This is a genomic window from Paenibacillus barengoltzii NBRC 101215 (assembly GCF_004000745.1).
In the GTDB taxonomy this organism is placed as follows: Bacteria; Bacillota; Bacilli; order Paenibacillales; family Paenibacillaceae; genus Fontibacillus; species Fontibacillus barengoltzii.
Window position 1 is genome coordinate 1 of the sequence record NZ_BILV01000097.1, and the last position, 20243, is coordinate 20243.

Consider the following 20243-nt stretch of genomic DNA (forward strand, 5'->3'; position numbering starts at 1 on the left):
CGGCGGATGCTGTTCAGCTCTCGGATCGGCAGGATGACGTCGCCATGCAGCTCCGCATCCAGCTTCTCGAGCTGAAACACCGTGCCGCCGAGACGCCCGAACTGCTCTTCGAGCAGGGCGGCGTCCATCGGCCGTTTTTGCGCGACCTCGAGCTCCAGCTCCGAGTCGACTTGCACCGTCGTTCCCTTCTGGACATCCGTCCAGAAGGTGTTCAGCAGCCCGCCGGCGTGGCCCACGGCCCGCACATGCACCGGGAAGACGCGGTACGGCTTCTCGGTCTCGTACGTCTGGCGCAGCCGCTTGTCGAGCGCCGGGTCGTTCGTCTTCCAAATGCGATCCCCAACATGCACGCGGCGCAAATCCACGTCGTTGCGGCCCGGCACAATGTCGACGATCCAGCCTTCCCCGGCTTCGCCTTCTTGCTTCACACCTTGACGGCGCAGGTCGTAGACGCGGCCGCCTTCTTCTTTTTGCGTCGGATCTCCAGCATCAAACACAATCCCGTCCCCGCGTTTCAGCGGCGCCTCCAGCTTACAGACAACGCCGTCGCGCAGCACTTTCTCTACGCGGCCGAGGTAAACGCCCCGGCTTTTCGGGAACGTCCCGTCGACCAGCTTCTTATTGTTCGTCCCCTCCAGGAAGCCATGCGTAAAGCCGCGCGAAAAGCTCTGCTGCAGCTCACGAATCTCCTCCTTCGACGGACGCGTATCATCCCCGTCAAAATAACGGTCAATCGCCTTCCGATACTTGCTCACCACGTTGGCAACGTACTCCGGACTTTTCAGTCGCCCTTCAATTTTAAAAGACGTCACGCCCGCCTCAATCAACTCCGGCATGATGTCGATCGCCGCCAAATCCTTTGGCGATAAGAGGTAAGCCACATCGCCCATCGGCTTCTGTTCCCCGTCGACGATCAGGTCGTACGGCAGCCGGCACGCTTGCGCGCATTCGCCGCGATTCGCCGAGCGTCCGCCCCACATTTCCGACGTCAAGCATTGACCGGAGTAGGACACGCACAGCGCCCCGTGCACGAATACCTCCATCGGCAGCTTGGCTTGCTCCCCGATGACTTTGATTTGCTTGAGGTTGTTTTCCCGGCCCAGCACCACGCGCTCCAGATTCCACGGCTTCACGAACTCCACCGCTTCCGGCGACGTAATCGTCATCTGCGTCGAGCCATGAATCGGGAAATCCGGTGACAACTCGCGGATCAGCTTCACCAACCCGAGGTCCTGCACGATAACCGCATCCACCCCCGCATTGATGCACACCTCAACCAACTCCTGCGCATCCCGCAGCTCATCCTCGAACACAAGAATATTGAAGGTCAGGAACCCCTTAACTCCATAGCTATGCAAAAAAGCCATAATCTCCGGCAGCTCGTCCATCCGGAAATTGTTCGCCCGCGCCCGGGCATTAAACTTCTCCACGCCAAAAAAGATCGCGTCCGCCCCGTTCGCCACCGCCGCCCGCATGCAATCCCAATCGCCGGCGGGCGCCAGCAGCTCCACATCCTGCCGCGTTAACGTCGTCTTGCTCATGTATGTCCTCCCAATCCGGCCGCAGCCGGCGTCTATTCTACTTGATTGCAAAAATTCAAATTTAAGCGAATTATCAACTTATATATTCTAGCAGACATTGCCCGTGCACTCTAGCTTTTCCATCCATTCGCAAGGAAAAACATGGGGCCCGCCCTCAGAGCCCTTATTGCCCTTCTCACGCCTCTTTTACACCATTATCCCTTTCGTTCAGAAAAGGGGATCAAGAGAGGGGGCGAAATTAGGTAGCCTTGTCCGCGCAACCTATTCTCTTTTTGCAAGCATTCTCTGTCCCTAAGCTCTGACGCAACGGGATAATCATCAAAAAGCCCCCCAAACGCACCTCTCCTATCCGAAGCCAAGCCCACCCTTGTCTCACCAAAAAAAAGAAGCCAACAGTAGCCTCAGCTCCCATTGACCTCATGATATATATTTAACCGTTTCGCGTCGCCCGCGACGCATGAATGATTTCTGCCGCTTGGCGGATAATTTCGTCCAACGACGCTTCATCTGTGGCATCGTACTCATCGATATTCAGCCGCAGCACCGGGCAGGCATCAAACTCCTCGATCCACTTCGCATACCGTTCATGCATATGCTCCCAGTAGGAGACGTCCGTCTGAATCTCCATTTCCCGGCCCCGTAGCTGGATCCGCTTCAGAATGGAGGACAGATTCCCTTCCAGATAAATGAGCACGTCCGGATGCGGAAAATACGGCGTCATCACCATCGCCTCAAACAGACTCGTGTACGTCTCGTAATCTGTCTTGGACATCGTTCCTTGATCAGCATGCATTTTGGCAAAAATCCCGGTGTCCTCATAAATCGAACGGTCCTGAACGAACCCGCCGCCCGCTTCAACGATCGCCTTCTGCTCTTTAAACCGCTCTGCTAGAAAATAAATCTGCAGATGAAAGCTCCATCGCTCGAAATCTTGATAGAACTTCTCCAGATACGGGTTATTATCAACCTTCTCCATCGAAGTGCGAAAGCCAAGCCGAGCTGCCAACGCAGTCGTCAACGTGGATTTGCCAACGCCAACGGTACCCGCTACCGTGATTAAGGCGTCTTTGGGGATGTACAATTCATGACTCATTTTTTATAAGTGCTCCTTTATCTGCGCAACGATCTGCTCAAAATGCTCCGGATGCTCCACAAAATCCAGCGTATTGCCATCAATCGTAATCACGACCGTCTCCGGTTCACGCGCTTTAATCTGTGTAATCGCCGTTTCATAATCCTCGATCAGCCGCTCCAGGTAGCCGGGATCGATGTCCTGCTCAAAGCTGCGGCCGCGTTTTTCGATTCTCTTTAACAAGGTCGCCAGTTCCGCCTGGATATACACAATTACATTCGGTTTTGGCAGATCGTCGGTCAGCAGATGATAAATCTGCCGGTACTTCTCCCGTTTGTCCCCTTGCAGCGTCCGCTGGGCAAAAATCCAGTTTTTATAAATATGATAGTCCGACACGACCGGCAGCCCTCGGGACACGTAGTTTTTTACCGTATCCTCCAATTGCTTATACCGGTTGCACAAAAAGAACATTTCCAGCTGAAACGCCCATTCCTCGATATTTTGATAAAACTTGTCCAGGAACGGATTCTCCTCCACGATCTCCTTCAACAGCGGAAAATCAAACCGCTCAGCGAGCATCGTGGCCAGCGTGGTTTTTCCGGCTCCGATGGCGCCTTCCACGGCGATAAACGGGCATGGCTTCTTCACTTGAGGGTCCTCCCACATCTCACTTGCCTGAAAAATAGACTAGAATATTGTATCACAGAATTCAGGCAAACGGCTTTTTCATTTTAAGTAGGCTAGTAGAAGAGAGGCGATAAATGATTTGGAGAAAAAGGTACTTATGGTTTGAGCTTACAGGAAATTTTGAAGTTATGTCGAATTACTGTATGGATGAACCTATAGGAGGTAAGCCGATGAGAAGAAGAGGAATCGTTCGAGCACTGGATGAACTCGGGCGTATCGTATTGCCGATTGAATGGAGAAGGGTATTAGACATCGAGGAAAAGGATCCGATGGAGTTTTTCATTGACCCCGATTCTCGATGGATCATGATTCGTAAATATCAATCTCAAGCCTGCATGTTCTGCCAGACCCTGGATAACCTGCTCTATTATCATGAAAAATTTATTTGTCCCTCTTGCATCCAGGAGCTTCGTCTTCAGGCTACCCTGGAACTCAGTTCACCACCTGCCTCGCCGGGAACAGAGGAGGTTGCGGTAACCGCATCCGCAGAAAATAGGGGGCCGGGTCGTCCCACCAAGGATATCGCTGCAAGAAAACGAGGTCGAAAACGCGGTAAAGCCTACGAACGGCTATTGGAAGCCATGCGCACCCACCCCAACTCCACACAGAGCGAATGGGCCAGAAGGATAGGCATTTCCCAGAGTCGGGTGAGTCAACTACTCCAGGAATTAAGACAATCCGATCCAGCTATGAAAACGAAGAAAAAGGATGGCCAAACCTAAAAAGCTCCTCCCTCTAGGGAAAGGAGCCATTAGTCCGAATACAATTAATGCGTCACGAGCGGCCTGAAATCATCCCGACTCGACAGATCCGCATGGTAAAACGCCACATCCCCATCCTTCAGCGTGAAGCGCCGACCGTAAGGGTCTACCACACTCCGCGCAAATCCTTCCATGCCCGTCCACTGGTTCATCAGCGGCGCGTGAATGTATTGAAGATACGGCTTCCCCAACTCCCCGTTTCGCACCGTCTCGATGTTGAAGTTCACCACGATATAACCTTTTTTCAAAAAGATCTCCGACCGATCTGTCAACCCGCCATGCGTCCGTCCATACTCCGCTACGTTCGTCCCCGCCGGGACCGCGTATAACTCGGCTGGCAGGCTGTACTCGCCGTACCATCGTTGTACTGCGGCATTCACCCGAGCAGGGTCAACGCCTGCAGGGATTCCTGACTTCGGGCCGATCAGCGTGCGAACGCCTTCCGGTAACCGCAGCAGGCTCAGGCTGCCGACAGGAGTTTTTTGCATCGATTGCTTCTGGATGAACCGCTGCACGAACTGGCTTCGTCCGATGCCGGCCACCTGATCAAAGGTGTAGTCGTGATCGTATTTATAGAGCGCGGTATCCGTGAGCTCCTCGATCGGCACATTCCGCAGGCGTTCGTTAAGAATCACATAGCGCTGCACCTGGTCCAAGGGGGATCCGATCCGAACATAACTCCGGTTGCCGGTATGGTAATACAGATCGACGGGCTGGCGCTTTCCGCTTTCGGCATCGATGAAATCAAACGTGGGGGTGATCACGATTTGATCTAAGGGCCCAAACATATTCCCTTTGGTTTTTAGATCAAATTTGAAGTGATAACCCGTTTTGATGACTGCGTTTTTGTAAAGCGGATGACTGCCAGGTCGGATGGGCAGCGTATACTGTGGCGCATTGCCTCTTGGGGCTCCATCAATCCCGTTGAGTCCAACCCAGTAAGCAGCCCCGGTGGGCACCGGGCTTCCCGGAGCCGTCCGAAACACACCTTCCCAGTTGTAATCGGCAATATCCGTCACTTTAAAATCGAACACCCGCCCAATCACATCAACCGGCACGGTGCCGTAAGCGATATGATGCGTGAGGTTCAAGTTGGCATTCGTCTGCTCCGTCGCTCCGGCTGGCGCATTATGTGCAATGGTGCGGAATTCCACGGTATAAAACCCTTCATCCACCCAAACAGGCAGATAGAAGTCAAACTGCTCCCGAGTCTTGTCCACTTCGATCCAGGTATTTTTCGGATAAAATCTCGCCTTCGCTCCCTCATAAACATCAAACGGGAAGCGAACCTGCTTGCTGCCGACATACTTCAAATAGTCCCGGTTGCCGTACCCCAAGTAATTGGTATGCTGGCCGCTGTTAGGCATCGTGACGGTAAACGGCCGATCCAAAATCACCGCCGACCGCCCCGCCGCGGGCGTCGTCTTCTGATTATGCGCCTTGTCGTCGGAGACACCGGGGTATATCACTACGGGCGTATGTACAGTTACACTGTTGATCCCGTTAATAGGGAAGCTTTTGTCCGCGCCGCCATTGATGTTGCCGCTCATCAGCCCGTAATAGATCGTGCCGGTACTAGGCTGGTTCGCCTTATTCGTCTTGCTAGTCGGGATCACATGACCTGGACTATACAGCACATTTTCGTTGATTTGCGGTGCTGAGGGAATCTGGCCGGGCCGCGCCCCCGATCGACTCGTTTCAGCGCCATTCATAATGGTACTTCCGTTAAAGATCAAGGTATCATTCTTGACCTTCACTTCTTCCACGGCATTCTCAGCAAAAGACTTCAAGTCCTCCCCGCTCACATCCGGTCTTTCCGTTCCCCCAGATTTACTTCCGGGAGGCGCTTCTACCGGATTCTCTGGATTCGGCGGCGTGAACCCGTGCGTTAAACTCGTCGAGTAGGACGGGGGAGTATACCCAGTAGGCTGTATTCGAATGCCATTGCCTTCAAACGCGTAATTCTGCAAAGCTGCCTCATTAATTTTGTATACCTCGAGGTTATCAATAACCCAATAGGAATATTGACGTTCGATGGTGTATGTTTTCGTCAGGGTCTCCGTATCCGTTTGGGGATCCGGCTCCTTATGGGTTGTGCCATCCGGCCCTTCCACCTCTTTGCCAGGGTCCCACGTTAACGTATACTCCCGGTTTACCGTAATCTCAAAAGTACATTTCCCGGCCATCTCCACGAATCGATTCTTTGACAAGTAGCTTTTGGCAAAGACATTCCCATATAAGCTTTCGGATGTAGGAATCCCATCCAGCACGTTAAATTGCTCCGCCCCCCGACTATCCGCCTTAATGACCGCACTCACGGCGGGGTCATTTAACGGTACATCGATGACATTGCCGCTGGGGGTGGGTTGTGTGCATTGAGGTGGTGTCGGGTCTGTGGGAATGCCCGGACCTCCCCCGCCGGTTCCTACAGTTATGGTAGCTGACCCGTATAACCAGTATGGTCCCTTTTTCCATTGGGCAGTGATAATGGCGGTTCCTTGTGATTTCGCTGTCACTTTTCCGTTCCCATCAACTGTTACCACACTAGTGTTACTAGAAGACCAAGAGGTCTCGCTAGCTGAAGTAACATCAAACCATTTATCGCCCCAGTCGGACATGTTGTACTCTAAGGTATTAACTTGAGCCTTCAAGTCCTTGGTTTGGCCTACCGCCAACGTAGCGTTATCCAGCACACGCATTCTCTTTTTCTCAACCACGTAGCCACTAAATATAACTTTCATAGGAACGTAATACTCGGCCATAAACTTATCTTCACCATCATACCGGGTCGAATATTTATACTTGTTACTAACGATTAACGGATATCCAGTCCAAACTTTGATTGTAGCATTAGTGCTTCCCTTTTGAAAAACTGGCTTGGCTCCGACTGGCTCATAGCTTTTTTCTTCTCTCCATTCCATATCATCAATAGACAAATCTTTAATGAATGATTTCAAGAACTTATTTCCTAGAACGTCTTCCAAAGAATCTGGTGCATACGATGATAAGTCGAGAGTGAAATCAATTCGTTGTCTTAAGGGCTCTGCACTGGTGCCTCGACCATGTGTACCCGTATCTACGCGAGTTCCATCATCAAAGGTAGCCGTCCAAATATCTGTATCGCTTTGCACCCAAACTACCTTTGGTCGAGCTGTAGCATCACCACTTACCTCTACTCTAACAGTTTGCATTTGTGCTGGCCCAACAGGTGAAACCTCAATACCTAAAGCAGGATAACCATTTTCAAATGCAGCGTTTGCGAAATTCCAGGGCAAGACCAATAGAGTGAGTAATAAAAACCAGACACTCCATTTTTTCATTCATTTTCGCCCCTTATTTAAGTCTTAATGAGGAAAAAGAACCGTCGTCTGTAGTAAGTTGATCACCCGGAGATGTTTTAATATTGAGAATAGTCTCTACCCATAATGTTATCCCGTCACTGGAATTATGCTCTTTAAAAAATTCCTTTGTGTACATATTAGGCAATGTAAGATACCCGTATTTTTCCGTTAGTTTCGTATTTGCAATTCTACTCCCATTGACCAGCCCATAAATTGAACCGTTCATATAATGGCCCAAATCAAAATCCTTTGTTTTTGGATAGATAGTAATTTGAATGTAGGCTCTGTACCTTCCCGGTCGATCCAAACGGGCGTCATAATCGGTTTGATCAATAAATAATGGTGCGTAAATACTTTTAATATCCTTAAAGTCCTCACTATCCGTAATGATATAGTTGCGAAGTTTAACACTGCCAGCATGGTTACGGAACGTCAGCGTTTTATCTACTACATTGGTCAAGGGATTATTCCCTGTCGTAAATGGACTGATCGTTTCCATATTTGTGCGTTGAGTTCCGACTTCTCGTAATTCATTTAATCCCAAAAAACTCCCCGCTTCTCTACTACTCACCTGCTCATAATTCTGCAGAATGATGGCGGTCTCCGCGCGGGTTGCTTTCTTATCCAATCCAAAGGTACCGTCCGGATACCCGCTCATCAACTTAGTCCCTAAGGCAACGGCAACATAGGAAGACTTCGACTCAGGGATCCCCGGTTTAAAATATTCTCTTACCGGGATTACCGTTGTTTTAGTGTCCTCCAACGCCTGTTTAAAGTCATCGCTGTTGGCTGCCAGGCCTGATGTCATCCACTTGGCCATTTCAAAGCGGGTGATCGGCGTATTCGGCTGAAACCCATTTGGATAGTCGCTAGGCTGAATAAAACCAAGGGCTACTGCACGTTCGACCTCAGGTTCGCTCCAATGCCCCGCTAAATCTGAAAACGAGTGCCCTGACGCCTCTGATTCCTCCGATTCCTTTGCTTTAGCTACCCGTGCTAATAAGGCAGCAAACTCAGCTCGAGTTACGGTTCCATTTGGTTTAAAGGTTCCATCTGCATAGCCTTTAAAATAACCTTTAGCTACAGCCGACTCAATCGCCGCTTTAGCCCAGTGCCCTTCCTTAACATCTGGGAACCCTCCGGAAGCGGCATGAAGATGAGGCTTACCCGGAATCAAGCTGACCAACATCAATCCAACCAGCCCTATCACCAGCATCTTTTTCACATTCATCACTCCCACACCTAGTCTTCAACTTTCCCTCAAAGGAAAAATATGTATCTTCACATATTCGCTTCCACTCCCCAAAAACCTCCTTTCTTCTTGCTTTTCTGATAAATTCATCCATTTGTTGCAAATAAAAAACACACCTCGCCATCCAAAAGATGTCAAGGTGTGCTTCACCTGGCTCTTATTATAATCCAGATCCTGTAAATTGAAAAGACACCTTATTCCTTTATCAAGAATAAAGTGCCTTGGCTTATTTCACATAAGGAAATATGTATCGCTTGCTTTGCTTAACTAAACCAGGTCTTAATCATAATTGCATCCGATGCCAAAAAGACCAGCAAGCTAATGATCCCGAAAGCGATCGCGAACAGGTTCTTCTTCGGACGCTCTCTCAACAGACGGATCACGCCAATAAAAATCACGATCGTAAACAAAATCATAAAAATATCGAACCCGTTAAAATTCGTTGTTTTTGCTGTTTCTTCCGCTGCTTGGAGCAACATCGCGAAACCTCCTCTTGAAATCCACGAAATCACAACTCTTCTTCTATGTTATCTTCCCTCCGGTTCGGATGCAAGAGGAAAGACAAGATTTTGTCAAAGTTTTCGCTGAATTTACGTGTTTGCTGCCAGATTCAAGCTTTATTTTATGCAGGATATCATTGACAAATACATTATCACCAGATCTTTAGTTGCTCATAAGGAAGTCTTATGCCAGAAAATTCCTTTCTTTGTTTACGCTCTTAGGCTTCTATGGTACCATGAAAAATAACCTTATTCAGAGTTTTATTGTCGGAATTAATACACGGGATCCATTGAGGATTCTTAACCCAAACGTAACATAGGGAGGTTATCGCATGGCTTATGAACCGATATGGACCAAAGAGCCGGAGAAATTAAACAAATTCGAGTTCGTTAAACTGGAAAAAGACGGGCTGGACGTCATCCGCACCATCATTGAGGAATACGCAGTGAAAGGTTACGACTCGATTCCTGCTGACGATATGGATCGCTTCAAATGGGCCGGCGTATATCAACAAAAGCCAAAAGACGGTCACTTCATGATGCGCGTACGCATCAATACCGGGATCATGACCACGGAGCAAGCACGTGCGCTGGCGGAAATTTCTCGCTTGTACGGCCGTGATTTGGTGGATGTAACGACACGCCAGGCAATCCAGTTCCACTGGTTGCGGGTGGAGAACTTGCCGGATATTTTTGAGCGCCTAGATAAGGTGGGGCTGTATTCGTTCGAAGCCTGCGGTGACTGCCCGCGTACCATCGTAGGGAACCCGCTTGCTGGAATCGACAAGGATGAATTAATGGATACGACGGAGATCGTGGAGGAAGTCAACCGATTCTTCCTGCTGAACCGTGACTTCTCCAACCTACCGCGAAAATATAAAATGTCGATCTCCGCAAACATTTACAATAATGCGCAAGCGGAAATCAATGACTTGGCCTTCACCCCCGCGGTCAAGGTGATTGACGGAAAAGAGACCATCGGGTTTCATGTCATGGTGGGCGGTGGTTTATCCGCAAAGCCACATTTGGCGAAGCCGCTCGACATTTTCGTTAGACCTGAGGAAGTGCTGAAAGTGGCGATTGGGGTCACCACGATATTCCGTGATTACGGCTACCGGGAGAAACGCCACCACGCTCGCCTGAAATTTCTTGTCGCCGACTGGGGGCCGGAGAAATTTAAAGAGAAATTAATCGAGCTGGTAGGTGAGCTGGAGTCTCGCGGGGAAGACAAGACCGTCGGCTGGCAAGCCGCCTATTTCGACGGAGTGCATCCGCAAAAGCAAAAAGGGCTGAACTATATTGGCCTTAACGTACCTGTAGGCCGTTTGAACGCCGATGAGCTGGAGCAGCTGGCCGATGTGGCTGACCAATACGGCGAGGGCAAAATCCGTACTACGATGTCGCAAAATATTTTGATCAGCGGTATTCCAGACGACAAAGTGGAAGAAGCGCTCCAAGCACCGGTTCTTCAGCGGTTAACGCCGTTTCCGAAGCATTTTATGAGCCGGACCGTTTCCTGCACAGGCAATGAATTTTGCAACTTGGCCATCGTCGAAACCAAACGGCGCGCAGCTGAAGTTGCAGCATATCTGGACGAACATGTTGAACTGGACGAAAAGGTTCGCATCCACTTTATCGGATGCCCGAATGCTTGCGGCCAAAAACATATCGCCGATATCGGCTTGCAGGGTTCGCTGATCAAGACGCCGGAAGGTATGGTTGACGCATTTGATATTGCTGTAGGCGGGACATTAGGCGGTGGAGCTAACGGGCCGCAAGCCCAGTTTAACCAAGCGCTTAAAGGTCGCGTCAAAGGCGACCAGGTCGCCTATGTCCTCGAGCAGTTGCTATTATTCTACAAAACGAATCGCAATGCTTCCGAATCGTTCCATGATTTCGTTCGACGCGTCGGAGTTCCGGCGTTCCAAGAACAGCTGAACCAAATACTGGCTGCGGGAATCGCATCATAAGCGGAGTGGCGTGAGCTACTACATTCGATATCATTTTAAAAAAAAGACCGGTCCCTTTGGGGCCGGCCTTCTTTCTATCTTTGTAGCCTCTTTTCCACAATTATCCCTTTCGTTCAGAGATCCTTCCCATCTGATGCAACGGGATAATCCTCAAAAAGAGGGGCAAAAAGAGGCTCCGGCCGCCCCAAAAAAAAAGAGCAACCTCTCAATAGAGGCTGCTCTTTTCTCTACTATACGACTTCCCGATCTTTCTCTTCGACTTGATTAAGTTCGGCGGTGCGTTTCGTATCCCGCTTGAGGATCGGCGCCAGGTATCGGCCGGTATAGGATTTATCCACCTTCACGATATCCTCCGGTGTACCAGTGGCGATCACTGTACCTCCCCCGCTGCCGCCTTCCGGCCCCAGGTCGATCAAATAATCGGCCGTCTTGATTACGTCCAGGTTGTGCTCAATTACAAGCACCGTTTCGCCGGAGTCAACCAGGCGATGGAGCACCTTAAGCAACCGGTCGATATCATCGACATGCAAGCCGGTGGTCGGCTCGTCGAGAATGTAGATTGTCTTGCCGGTGCTGCGGCGATACAACTCCGAAGCCAGCTTCACGCGTTGGGCTTCCCCGCCGGACAACGTCGTTGCCGGTTGCCCCAGGGTCACATACCCCAAACCAACATCCATCAGCGTTTGCAGCTTGCGATGAATTTTCGGAATGTTTTGGAAGAACTCCGTAGCATTCTCGATCGTCATCTCCAGCACATCGGCAATGCTCTTGTTTTTATATTTGACTTCCAGCGTCTCGCGATTGTATCGCTTGCCTTTGCAAACTTCGCAAGGAACGTAAACGTCCGGCAGAAAGTGCATTTCAATTTTGATGATCCCGTCACCTTTGCAGGCTTCGCAGCGACCACCTTTAATGTTGAAGCTGAAACGGCCTTTCTTGTAGCCGCGTACCTTCGCTTCGTTCGTCTGCGAGAACAGATCGCGAATATCGTCAAACACTCCGGTGTACGTTGCCGGATTGGATCGCGGCGTGCGCCCAATTGGAGACTGGTCGATGTCGACGACCTTCTCCACATGCTCAAGGCCTTTGATCTCCTTGTATTGGCCTGGACGCACTCTCGCCCGGTTCAAGTCGCGAGCCAACGTTTTATACAAAATCTCGTTAACCAGGGTCGACTTACCGGAGCCGGATACTCCCGTCACCGCCGTAAACACCCCGATCGGGACTTTCACGTTGATGTTCTTCAGGTTGTTTTCTTTGGCTCCTTTGATCTCTAACCAGCGGCCATCCGGCTTCCGTCGAGACAAAGGTACCGGGATAAACTTCTTCCCGCTCAAATATTGCCCCGTTAGGGAGCGCGGATCGTTCATGATTTCCTGAGGAGTCCCTTGTGAGATCACTTGCCCCCCGTGAATCCCTGCCCCAGGCCCGATATCGATGATATGGTCTGCAGCAAGCATTGTATCCTCGTCATGCTCCACGACGATTAACGTATTGCCAAGATCGCGCATGTGAGTCAACGCTGAAATCAGCTTATCGTTATCCCGTTGATGCAGCCCGATACTAGGCTCGTCCAGGATGTAGAGGACACCCATCAGGCTCGAACCGATTTGTGTCGCCAGCCGAATGCGCTGTGCCTCGCCGCCAGACAAGGTGCCAGCCGCGCGACTCAGCGTCAAATAATCCAAGCCGACGTTCACCAGGAACCCAAGTCGGTTATTGATTTCCTTCAGGATCAGGTTGGCAATGGATTTTTCCTTATCCGTCAGCTCCAAGTTTCCAAAGAACTCTTGGGCTTCGCCGATCGACAAAGACGTCACGTGGGCGATGTTCTGATCATTTACCGTTACGGCCAGAACCTCTTTCTTCAGACGGTGACCATGACAGGTACCACAAGGCTTGGATCCCATAAACTGCTCGATGAACTCGCGGATCCCCTCTGAGGTCGTTTCTCGGTAACGCCGTTCCAAGTTAGGGATAATCCCTTCAAACGTGACATAGGCATCCCGGGTCATGCCAAAATCGTTCTCATAGCGGAACCTTACCTTCACATCACCTGTGCCATAGAGCAACTTGTCCATCTGATCTTCCGTTAATTCGGAAACCGGTACATTTTGCGGGATATTAAAATGCTCACACACCGATCTCAAAAACTGTGGATAGTAGTTGGAGGTGCCGCCCGCCCAAGCCTCAAATGCGCCTTCCTCAATCGATTTGGAAGGATCCGTGATGAGCAAGTCCTTGTCGATGATCATTTTCACGCCAAGTCCGTCGCACTCTGGGCAAGCCCCGTACGGACTGTTAAACGAGAACATCCGCGGCGACAGCTCTTCGATGCTGAATCCGCAAATCGGGCAAGCATAGTTCGAGCTAAAGCGAAGCTCCTCTTGGCCAATAATATCCACGAGGATTTGTCCGCCGGACATTTTCAGCGCCGTTTCGATGGAATCGGCCAGCCGGCTGCGTGCATCTTCCTTCACCACGATCCGGTCGACAATGACCTCGATGGTATGCTTCTTGTTCTTTTCCAGTTCAATATTTTCCGACAAATCGCGCTGCTCACCATCCACACGAACCCGAACGAAGCCTTGCTTGGCGATTTCGCTGAACAAGCTTTTGTGCTCGCCCTTTTTGCCGGAAATGACAGGAGCTAAGATCTGCAATCTCGTTCGCTCCGGATATTGCATAATACGGTCCACCATCTGCTCAACGGTCTGCGACGTAATCTCAATACCGTGCTCCGGGCAATGCGGATGCCCGATCCGGGCGTACAACAGACGCAGATAGTCATAGATTTCCGTAACGGTCCCTACCGTCGAACGCGGGTTGCGGCTCGTCGTCTTCTGGTCGATGGAGATGGCTGGGGACAATCCTTCGATCGAGTCCACATCCGGCTTATCCATTTGCCCCAAAAACTGTCGGGCGTACGCAGACAACGACTCCACGTAACGGCGTTGCCCTTCGGCATAAATCGTATCGAAGGCAAGCGATGATTTGCCGGAGCCGCTCAACCCCGTAAGCACGACAAACTTGTCGCGCGGTATCGTGACATCTATGTTTTTCAGATTGTGCGCTCTGGCGCCTTTGATGACTATGTTCTCGCGACCCAACAACTTCATCTCCCTTTTATAGATGTTGTTTAAAAATCGGCTTCCCATCACGATGCTATTCATAGGAGTATTTCGACATCGAATCTTGAATTCAGTCAGTCGCTCCGTTGCTCACGTAGCCCCACCTACGCTCCGCTACTCACTCCCTCCTTCATCCAACCTTCTCGGTTCTGAAAACCCGATTTTTAAACTTGATTTAACTTTTCTTCTCCAAAAATCAGCTTCCCATCACGAGGCTATTCATAGGAGTATTTCGACATCGAATCTTGAATTCAGTCGGTCGCTCCGTTGCTCACGTAGTCCCACCTACGCTCCGCTACTCACTCCCTCCTTCATCCAACCTTCTCGGTGCTAAAAACCCGATTTTTAAACTTGATTTAACTTCTCTTCTCCAAAAATCGGCTTCCCATCACGATGCTATTCACATAGGGTTGGTTTGCCGACGCCCCACTCCCAGGGCGCCCGGATTCTAACGGAACGTAGCGACGTTATTCGTTGATTTCCTGGATATTTCCCGTCCTAACGGAACCCAGAGACCTTATTCACCAGCTATAACGACGTTTAGTGCATTATCAAGCAAAATAGCGTCTCCTCGTTCCGTTAGAACGAGAAACCTTGCTCTCTAGAGCAAATAAGGTCTCTCCGTTCCGTTACAGCAACTTACAACCTAAGAGTCCCATATGAGCCGCCCCAAACCAGGGCCATAGGTCAGCAATCTTGTTTGACTAACCTATGGCTGGCTCATATTGCTAAACGGCGCCAGCTCGCCTACGCTTATGCCTCCGCCCGCAGTTCGAGGATCGCGTCGCGCAGCTCGGCCGCACGCTCGAATTGCAGGTTTTTGGCCGCTTCTTTCATCTCGGCCTCGAGGCGGGCGATCATCGCTTCGCGGTCGCGCTTGGACATCTTGCCTTTGGCATCGGCCAGATAATCCGCTTTGCTCTCTGCGACCTTGGTCGCCTCGATCACATCGCGGACTTTCTTGCGAATCGTCTGCGGCGTGATGCCGTGCTTCTCGTTGTACGCGATCTGAATGCTGCGCCGCCGCTCGGTTTCCTTGATCGCCTTATCCATCGACTCCGTGATCGTGTCAGCGTACATCAGCACGCGGCCATCCGCATTCCGCGCAGCCCGGCCGATCGTCTGGATCAGTGAGCGCTCCGAACGGAGGAAGCCTTCCTTGTCGGCATCCAAAATCGCCACCAGCGAAACCTCTGGCAAATCCAGACCTTCCCGCAGCAGGTTGATCCCAATCAGAACATGGAACGTTCCCAACCGCAGGTCGCGCAAAATACTCATCCGCTCCAGCGTTTTAATATCAGAGTGAAGATACCTTACCTTGATACCAACTTCCTTGAGGTAATCGGTCAAGTCCTCAGCCATCTTCTTCGTTAACGTCGTTACCAGCACGCGTTCGTCTTTAGCGATGCGGTCACGGATTTCTCCGATCAGATCATCGATTTGCCCCTTCGTTGGCCGCACCTCAATGACCGGATCCAGCAGGCCAGTCGGACGAATAATCTGCTCGACCATCGTATCGCAATGCTCCAATTCGTAAGGGCCTGGCGTCGCCGAGACATAAATCAGCTGCGTCGCCTTCTCCTCGAACTCCTCGAATCTTAGGGGCCGGTTATCCAGCGCCGACGGCAAGCGGAATCCGTGTTCAACCAGCACATTTTTACGCGCCTGGTCACCATTGTACATTGCCCGGATCTGCGGCAGTGTGACGTGAGACTCATCGATGACAATCAACATATCGTCCGGAAAATAATCCAGCAACGTATACGGCGTCGCCCCCCGCTCACGGAATGTTAACGGACCGGAGTAGTTTTCGATCCCGGAGCAGAAGCCGACCTCTCTCATCATCTCGATGTCGTACCGCGTCCGCTGCTCCAGCCGCTGCGCCTCCAGCAACTTGCCTTGCGCGCGGAGTTCCGCCAACCGCTCTTCCAGCTCACGTTCGATGTTCTGGAGGGCAATCTTCATCGTTTCTTCCTGGGTCACGAAGTGAGACGCCGGGAAAATCGCCACATGTTCCCGCTCCCCAACCAATTCGCCGGTCAGCACGTCGATCTCCGTAATCCGCTCAATCTCATCGCCAAAAAACTCCACGCGGATCGCCTTCTCCCCATGGGAAGCCGGGAAGATCTCGAGCACATCGCCGCGCACCCGAAACGTACCGCGTACGAAATTGATATCGTTCCGTTGATATTGGATATCCACCAGCCGGCTTAAAATTTGATTACGCGGCTTCTCCATCCCTACCCGCAGAGACAGCACCAAATTACGGTACTCCATCGGCGAACCGAGACCGTAAATACACGACACACTCGCCACAATGATGACATCCCGCCGCTCGAACAGCGCGCTGGTCGCCGAGTGCCGCAGTTTATCGATTTCTTCATTAATGCTGGAATCTTTCTCAATGTAGGTGTCGGAGGAAGGAATGTAGGCTTCCGGTTGGTAGTAGTCGTAGTAACTGACGAAGTAATCAACAGAGTTTTTGGGGAAAAATTCACGAAATTCGCTGGCCAGCTGCGCTGCCAACGTCTTGTTGTGCGCAATGACGAGGGTGGGTCGTCCGAGCTTCGCTATCGTATTCGCGATCGTAAACGTTTTACCCGTCCCCGTGGCCCCGAGCAGTGTTTGGTGCTTTTTCCCAGCCAGCACGCCTTCCACCAATTGACGCACCGCCTCCGGCTGGTCGCCTTGCAGCGTATATTCGGAGATCAGCTCGAATTTATTGTCGCTAACCACGATTTCACTCATTGTCCAACATCACCCTATCGTCTAAAATGGAATACTAGAGGCGTCATTTGACATTATTTTTATTTATGACATGAGTTTGGTTACTCAAGAAGTTTGTTTCTACATATAAACTAGGATCGTCATCCTTCCGATGAATAAACCAAGCTTAACGCCTGCGCCCTTCCTAAATTTATCAAAATAGGAATAGGTGTTCCCATGTATTATACCTTTTTCATCCTATAGATGCAAACGGTAAGTCGAAGATAGGAGTTGTTCATATTTCATGGATATTGCAACGTTGGTAGGCATCATTGTTGGTCTCGCCGCCCTTGTTGGCGGATTTACGCTCGAAGGCGGTCAATTAGGCGGTCTGTTGCAGGTTACAGCCGCTTTAATTGTGTTTGGCGGCACCTTTGCTGCCGTGTTGATCAGCTTCCCGGTTGCCAAGCTGCGAACGGTTCCGAAGGCGCTGGCACTGGCGTTTATGAGCAAATCCCCGGCACAGGACGACGTGATCGAGGATATCGTGGACATGTCCTCCACTTCCCGCCGTGAAGGCGTATTGGCTTTGGAGAAGAAGGCGGCGGAGCATCGGGATCCTTTTTTGCGCGAGGGGATTCAACTGGTGGTGGATGGAACAGATCGGTCAATGGTACGGCAAATCATGGAGCTGGAAATCGATGCGGTATCAAAAAAATATGACGGCTACGCCAAAATCTTCGAATCGGCCGGCGGATACGCCCCAACAATGGGGATCATCGGTACGGTGATGGGGCTTATCCACGTCCTTGGCAGCTTATCCGAACCAACCGCATTGGGGCCTTCGATTGCGCTTGCTTTTACGGCAACGTTGTATGGGGTAGCTAGTGCCAACCTGATCTTTCTACCGATCGCCTCCAAAATTAAAGCGCGCGGCGATGACGAAATCGACCGGATGGAAATGATGCTGGAAGGAATCTTGTCGATCCAAAACGGCGACCATCCACTGCTTGTCCGGCGAAAGCTGGAATCCTATACTGCGGAAACCGCGCGTCTTCTGTCGGATAACGGTCCGGCAGAGAAACCGGCCAGCTTCGGAAGCAGCTCTCGCATTCAAGCCTCCGAGGAGAATGAATTATGAGATTTTCCAGTAAATCGGAAAAAATGAACGAGCCGGACGTTTCGACGCGTGAATCTCGCCGACGTGCACGCCGCTCAGTGCGGAGCGATGCGAAGGACCGCTGGATGATCACCTATGCGGATTTGATTACGCTGTTGTTGATTTTTTTCGTGATGATGTACGCCATGAGCCGGTTAGACGTGGAAAAATATGAGGTCGTGACCTCCTCCCTCCAGCACACGTTCAAAGGCGGCGATTCCATCCTGGAGTTAGGCAGTGGAATTACAGGGACGGCCGACCGGTACACTCACAAAAATCCGCCGGCTTCAGCCGAAAATGGCAGTAAGCAAGGCGAAGGACAAGGCACGACAGGTCAAGCGGACAGCAGCGGGCAGGCTCCGTTGACGGAACGGGAGCTTGCTTTTCGCAAGCAGGAGGAAGATCTCGCCAATTTGATGATGCTCATTGAGAGTTACATCAAAGACAATTCGCTGGAGGATCAAATCCATGTGGCTGACCTGCCCCAAGGCATCTCGATCACATTAAACGACCGGTTTCTGTTCGACACCGGTAAGGCTGATCTCAAAAGCGGCTCCACCAAAACACTCGCCAAGCTCGCCAGCTTGTTCCGACAGCTTGACACGGTCATCAGCATTGAAGGCCATACGGACAATCTCCCGATTGTGTACGCCTCGAAGTACAAGGACAACTGGGAGCTGTCAGGAGCCAGAGCGCTGTCGGTGCTGAGGTTTTTCGTGGACAAGGAGAAGTTAGATCCGCAGCATTTCCAATACGCCGGTTACGCCGACACCCGCCCCGCCGCCGACAACGACACACCCGAAGGCCGCTCAAAGAATCGCCGGGTGGAAATCACAGTATTGCGGCAGTTGCAGGAGTAGTGTGTCTCTTGTTGTACGCTGACTCTAACGGACCACAAAGACGCTATTTGCTATTTCCCGGACGATTTCCCGGGCTAACGGACCAGAGAGACCCTATTGGTTGGATTCTCGTCGGTTATGTCCGATTTTGCATTAAATAACGTCACTGGTGTCCGTTAACATATATCGCGTAAGACTATGGATGAAGTAAGGTCCTCTCGGTCCGTTAGAAGGATCATGCTGCAGGGACCTCATAGAGAAACCATTGCTTGAATGTGATTAACACGATAAACTATTTCTTAAATCGGACGTGAAGCACACGCCGTCTTGATACCTCGACCCGAATTGGGCAGGGAGGTATCGGGACGGCGTTTTTATTTTTCATTAAATAGAGGAAGGGGTAATTGGGATGAAATTTGACCAAGCGTTTGATGCGTGGATGACACAACAAATGGAGGAAGAGAAGAATCCTAGACGATTGGAGCTCCTCAAAAAGGGGTTAGGGCACGGCACTATGGAGTTTTTGAGGTTCGTTTGGTTCCCGGCCATTGGGCAATTTGATCATTTGTATCCGGAATGGGAGGTGCGTGACTTTAACAACGGTTATCGATACTTGGACCTCGCTTATCTTCCAGGGGCAGGCATAGCTAAGGGGGCGATTGAGATCCAAGGATACGGCCCCCATGCAAGAGATTTAGACGTCCGGCGTTTTAAGGATTTGTGTTGGCGTCACAGTTTATTGGCCTTGGATGGCTGGACGTTACTCCCTGTCGCTTACTTGTCAATCGTAGAGGAACCCAAGCAATGCCAACAGCTGGCCCTGTCTTTTGTCGGCAAATTCATAACCCTAGCGGTACAACCAAATTTAGATTGGCTGGAGGCAGAAACAGTACGTTTTGCGAGACGACTGTTGCGACCCTTTAGTCCAATGGAACTGTCAGAGCATTTGCGGATCTCAGACCGACACGCTAGACGTGTTTTGCACAAATTAGTTCAAAAACAGCATCTATTGGTTGCCAGTGGAAGGGAACGTTATCGGACCTACTGTCTAGTGCGTTGAAAAAAGCGGGGTTGGGACAACTACCAGCAGCTGGTTTGCCCTGTGATGGCTCGAACCATGCGTATAAAAGGCGTGCCCTGCTGCCCTGCTGCCCCGCTCCCTACTCCGTACACTGTGCACCGTGCTCCCTGCTCTGCTCCTTTCCGCAGAGTTCTAGCTAAGATGAACGTAAACAAAAGACAGCCCTCCAAATTGCTACATCTCGTAGGTTAAAATGGAAAGTG

General features: G+C 50.9%; 13 protein-coding genes. 5 read left to right on the forward strand and 8 right to left on the reverse strand.

The window, feature by feature from the left end; all coding sequences use genetic code 11:
- From PBA01S_RS20440 to PBA01S_RS20450, 3 genes are all read right to left on the reverse strand, one after another.
- The coding region (locus tag PBA01S_RS20440) for a peptidase U32 family protein (RefSeq protein WP_164744217.1) at nt 1–1541 on the reverse strand (1541 nt) is incomplete at its 3' end.
- A gap of 430 nt (nt 1542–1971) precedes the next feature.
- Nucleotides 1972–2634, reverse strand: coding sequence for a deoxynucleoside kinase (locus PBA01S_RS20445; protein WP_127576619.1), 663 nt, complete (start codon nt 2632–2634; stop codon nt 1972–1974).
- A 3-nt stretch (nt 2635–2637) separates the two neighbouring features.
- Complete coding sequence (locus tag PBA01S_RS20450) at nt 2638–3261, reverse strand: deoxynucleoside kinase (protein WP_028539049.1); 624 nt, start codon at nt 3259–3261, stop codon at nt 2638–2640.
- Nucleotides 3262–3470: 209 nt separating this feature from the next.
- Between PBA01S_RS20450 and PBA01S_RS20455 the strand changes: the two genes are divergently transcribed.
- Complete coding sequence (locus PBA01S_RS20455; protein WP_127576621.1) at nt 3471–4022, forward strand: AbrB/MazE/SpoVT family DNA-binding domain-containing protein; 552 nt, start codon at nt 3471–3473, stop codon at nt 4020–4022.
- A gap of 44 nt (nt 4023–4066) precedes the next feature.
- Here the strand turns inward: PBA01S_RS20455 and PBA01S_RS20460 are convergent, their stop codons facing one another.
- The 3 genes from PBA01S_RS20460 to PBA01S_RS20470 form a co-directional block, all read right to left on the reverse strand.
- Nucleotides 4067–6760: a DUF5704 domain-containing protein gene (locus tag PBA01S_RS20460; protein WP_255315402.1), complete on the reverse strand. Its 2694-nt coding sequence runs from the start codon at nt 6758–6760 to the stop codon at nt 4067–4069.
- Nucleotides 6761–7394: 634 nt separating this feature from the next.
- Nucleotides 7395–8618: an S-layer homology domain-containing protein gene (locus PBA01S_RS20465; RefSeq protein WP_232228336.1), complete on the reverse strand. Its 1224-nt coding sequence runs from the start codon at nt 8616–8618 to the stop codon at nt 7395–7397.
- A 299-nt stretch (nt 8619–8917) separates the two neighbouring features.
- Nucleotides 8918–9133, reverse strand: coding sequence for a DUF2759 family protein (locus PBA01S_RS20470; RefSeq protein WP_016314089.1), 216 nt, complete (start codon nt 9131–9133; stop codon nt 8918–8920).
- A gap of 353 nt (nt 9134–9486) precedes the next feature.
- Here PBA01S_RS20470 and PBA01S_RS20475 point away from each other — a divergent pair, with 353 nt between their 5' ends.
- Nucleotides 9487–11124 (forward strand): nitrite/sulfite reductase, encoded by a 1638-nt coding sequence (locus PBA01S_RS20475; RefSeq protein WP_127576623.1) that lies wholly within the window; start codon nt 9487–9489, stop codon nt 11122–11124.
- A gap of 230 nt (nt 11125–11354) precedes the next feature.
- On the opposite strand, the gene uvrA is transcribed toward PBA01S_RS20475, so the two are convergent.
- Together uvrA and uvrB are read right to left on the reverse strand one after the other, a co-directional pair.
- The gene (gene uvrA / locus PBA01S_RS20480) at nt 11355–14234 is read right to left on the reverse strand and encodes an excinuclease ABC subunit UvrA (RefSeq protein ID WP_127576624.1); all 2880 of its coding nucleotides are present in this window, start codon (nt 14232–14234) and stop codon (nt 11355–11357) included.
- 774 nt (nt 14235–15008) lie between these two features.
- Entirely contained in the window at nt 15009–17003 is a 1995-nt protein-coding gene (uvrB, locus tag PBA01S_RS20485) for an excinuclease ABC subunit UvrB (protein ID WP_028539046.1), read from the reverse strand.
- Nucleotides 17004–17265: 262 nt separating this feature from the next.
- Between uvrB and PBA01S_RS20490 the strand changes: the two genes are divergently transcribed.
- The 3 genes from PBA01S_RS20490 (at nt 17266) to PBA01S_RS20500 (ending at nt 20019) form a co-directional block, all read left to right on the forward strand.
- Nucleotides 17266–18102 (forward strand): flagellar motor protein, encoded by an 837-nt coding sequence (locus PBA01S_RS20490; RefSeq protein WP_127576625.1) that lies wholly within the window; start codon nt 17266–17268, stop codon nt 18100–18102.
- 104 nt (nt 18103–18206) lie between these two features.
- The gene (locus PBA01S_RS20495) at nt 18207–18980 is read left to right on the forward strand and encodes an OmpA family protein (RefSeq protein ID WP_371859557.1); all 774 of its coding nucleotides are present in this window, start codon (nt 18207–18209) and stop codon (nt 18978–18980) included.
- 388 nt (nt 18981–19368) lie between these two features.
- Complete coding sequence (locus PBA01S_RS20500) at nt 19369–20019, forward strand: transcriptional regulator (protein ID WP_127576626.1); 651 nt, start codon at nt 19369–19371, stop codon at nt 20017–20019.
- The last annotated feature ends 224 nt before the right edge of the window (nt 20020–20243 follow it).

Coding starts and splice junctions, on each gene's coding strand:
- PBA01S_RS20460 (WP_255315402.1), bottom strand. CDS start 6,760: ATGCGTGTGCTGGATAACGCTACGTTGGCGGTAGGCCAAACCAAGGAC.
- PBA01S_RS20495 (WP_371859557.1), top strand. CDS start 18,207: ATGATCACCTATGCGGATTTGATTACGCTGTTGTTGATTTTTTTCGTG.
- PBA01S_RS20475 (WP_127576623.1), top strand. CDS start 9,487: ATGGCTTATGAACCGATATGGACCAAAGAGCCGGAGAAATTAAACAAA.
- uvrB (WP_028539046.1), bottom strand. CDS start 17,003: ATGAGTGAAATCGTGGTTAGCGACAATAAATTCGAGCTGATCTCCGAA.
- PBA01S_RS20455 (WP_127576621.1), top strand. CDS start 3,471: ATGAGAAGAAGAGGAATCGTTCGAGCACTGGATGAACTCGGGCGTATC.
- PBA01S_RS20500 (WP_127576626.1), top strand. CDS start 19,369: ATGAAATTTGACCAAGCGTTTGATGCGTGGATGACACAACAAATGGAG.
- PBA01S_RS20470 (WP_016314089.1), bottom strand. CDS start 9,133: ATGTTGCTCCAAGCAGCGGAAGAAACAGCAAAAACAACGAATTTTAAC.
- PBA01S_RS20445 (WP_127576619.1), bottom strand. CDS start 2,634: ATGAGTCATGAATTGTACATCCCCAAAGACGCCTTAATCACGGTAGCG.
- PBA01S_RS20465 (WP_232228336.1), bottom strand. CDS start 8,618: ATGCTGGTGATAGGGCTGGTTGGATTGATGTTGGTCAGCTTGATTCCG.
- PBA01S_RS20490 (WP_127576625.1), top strand. CDS start 17,266: ATGGATATTGCAACGTTGGTAGGCATCATTGTTGGTCTCGCCGCCCTT.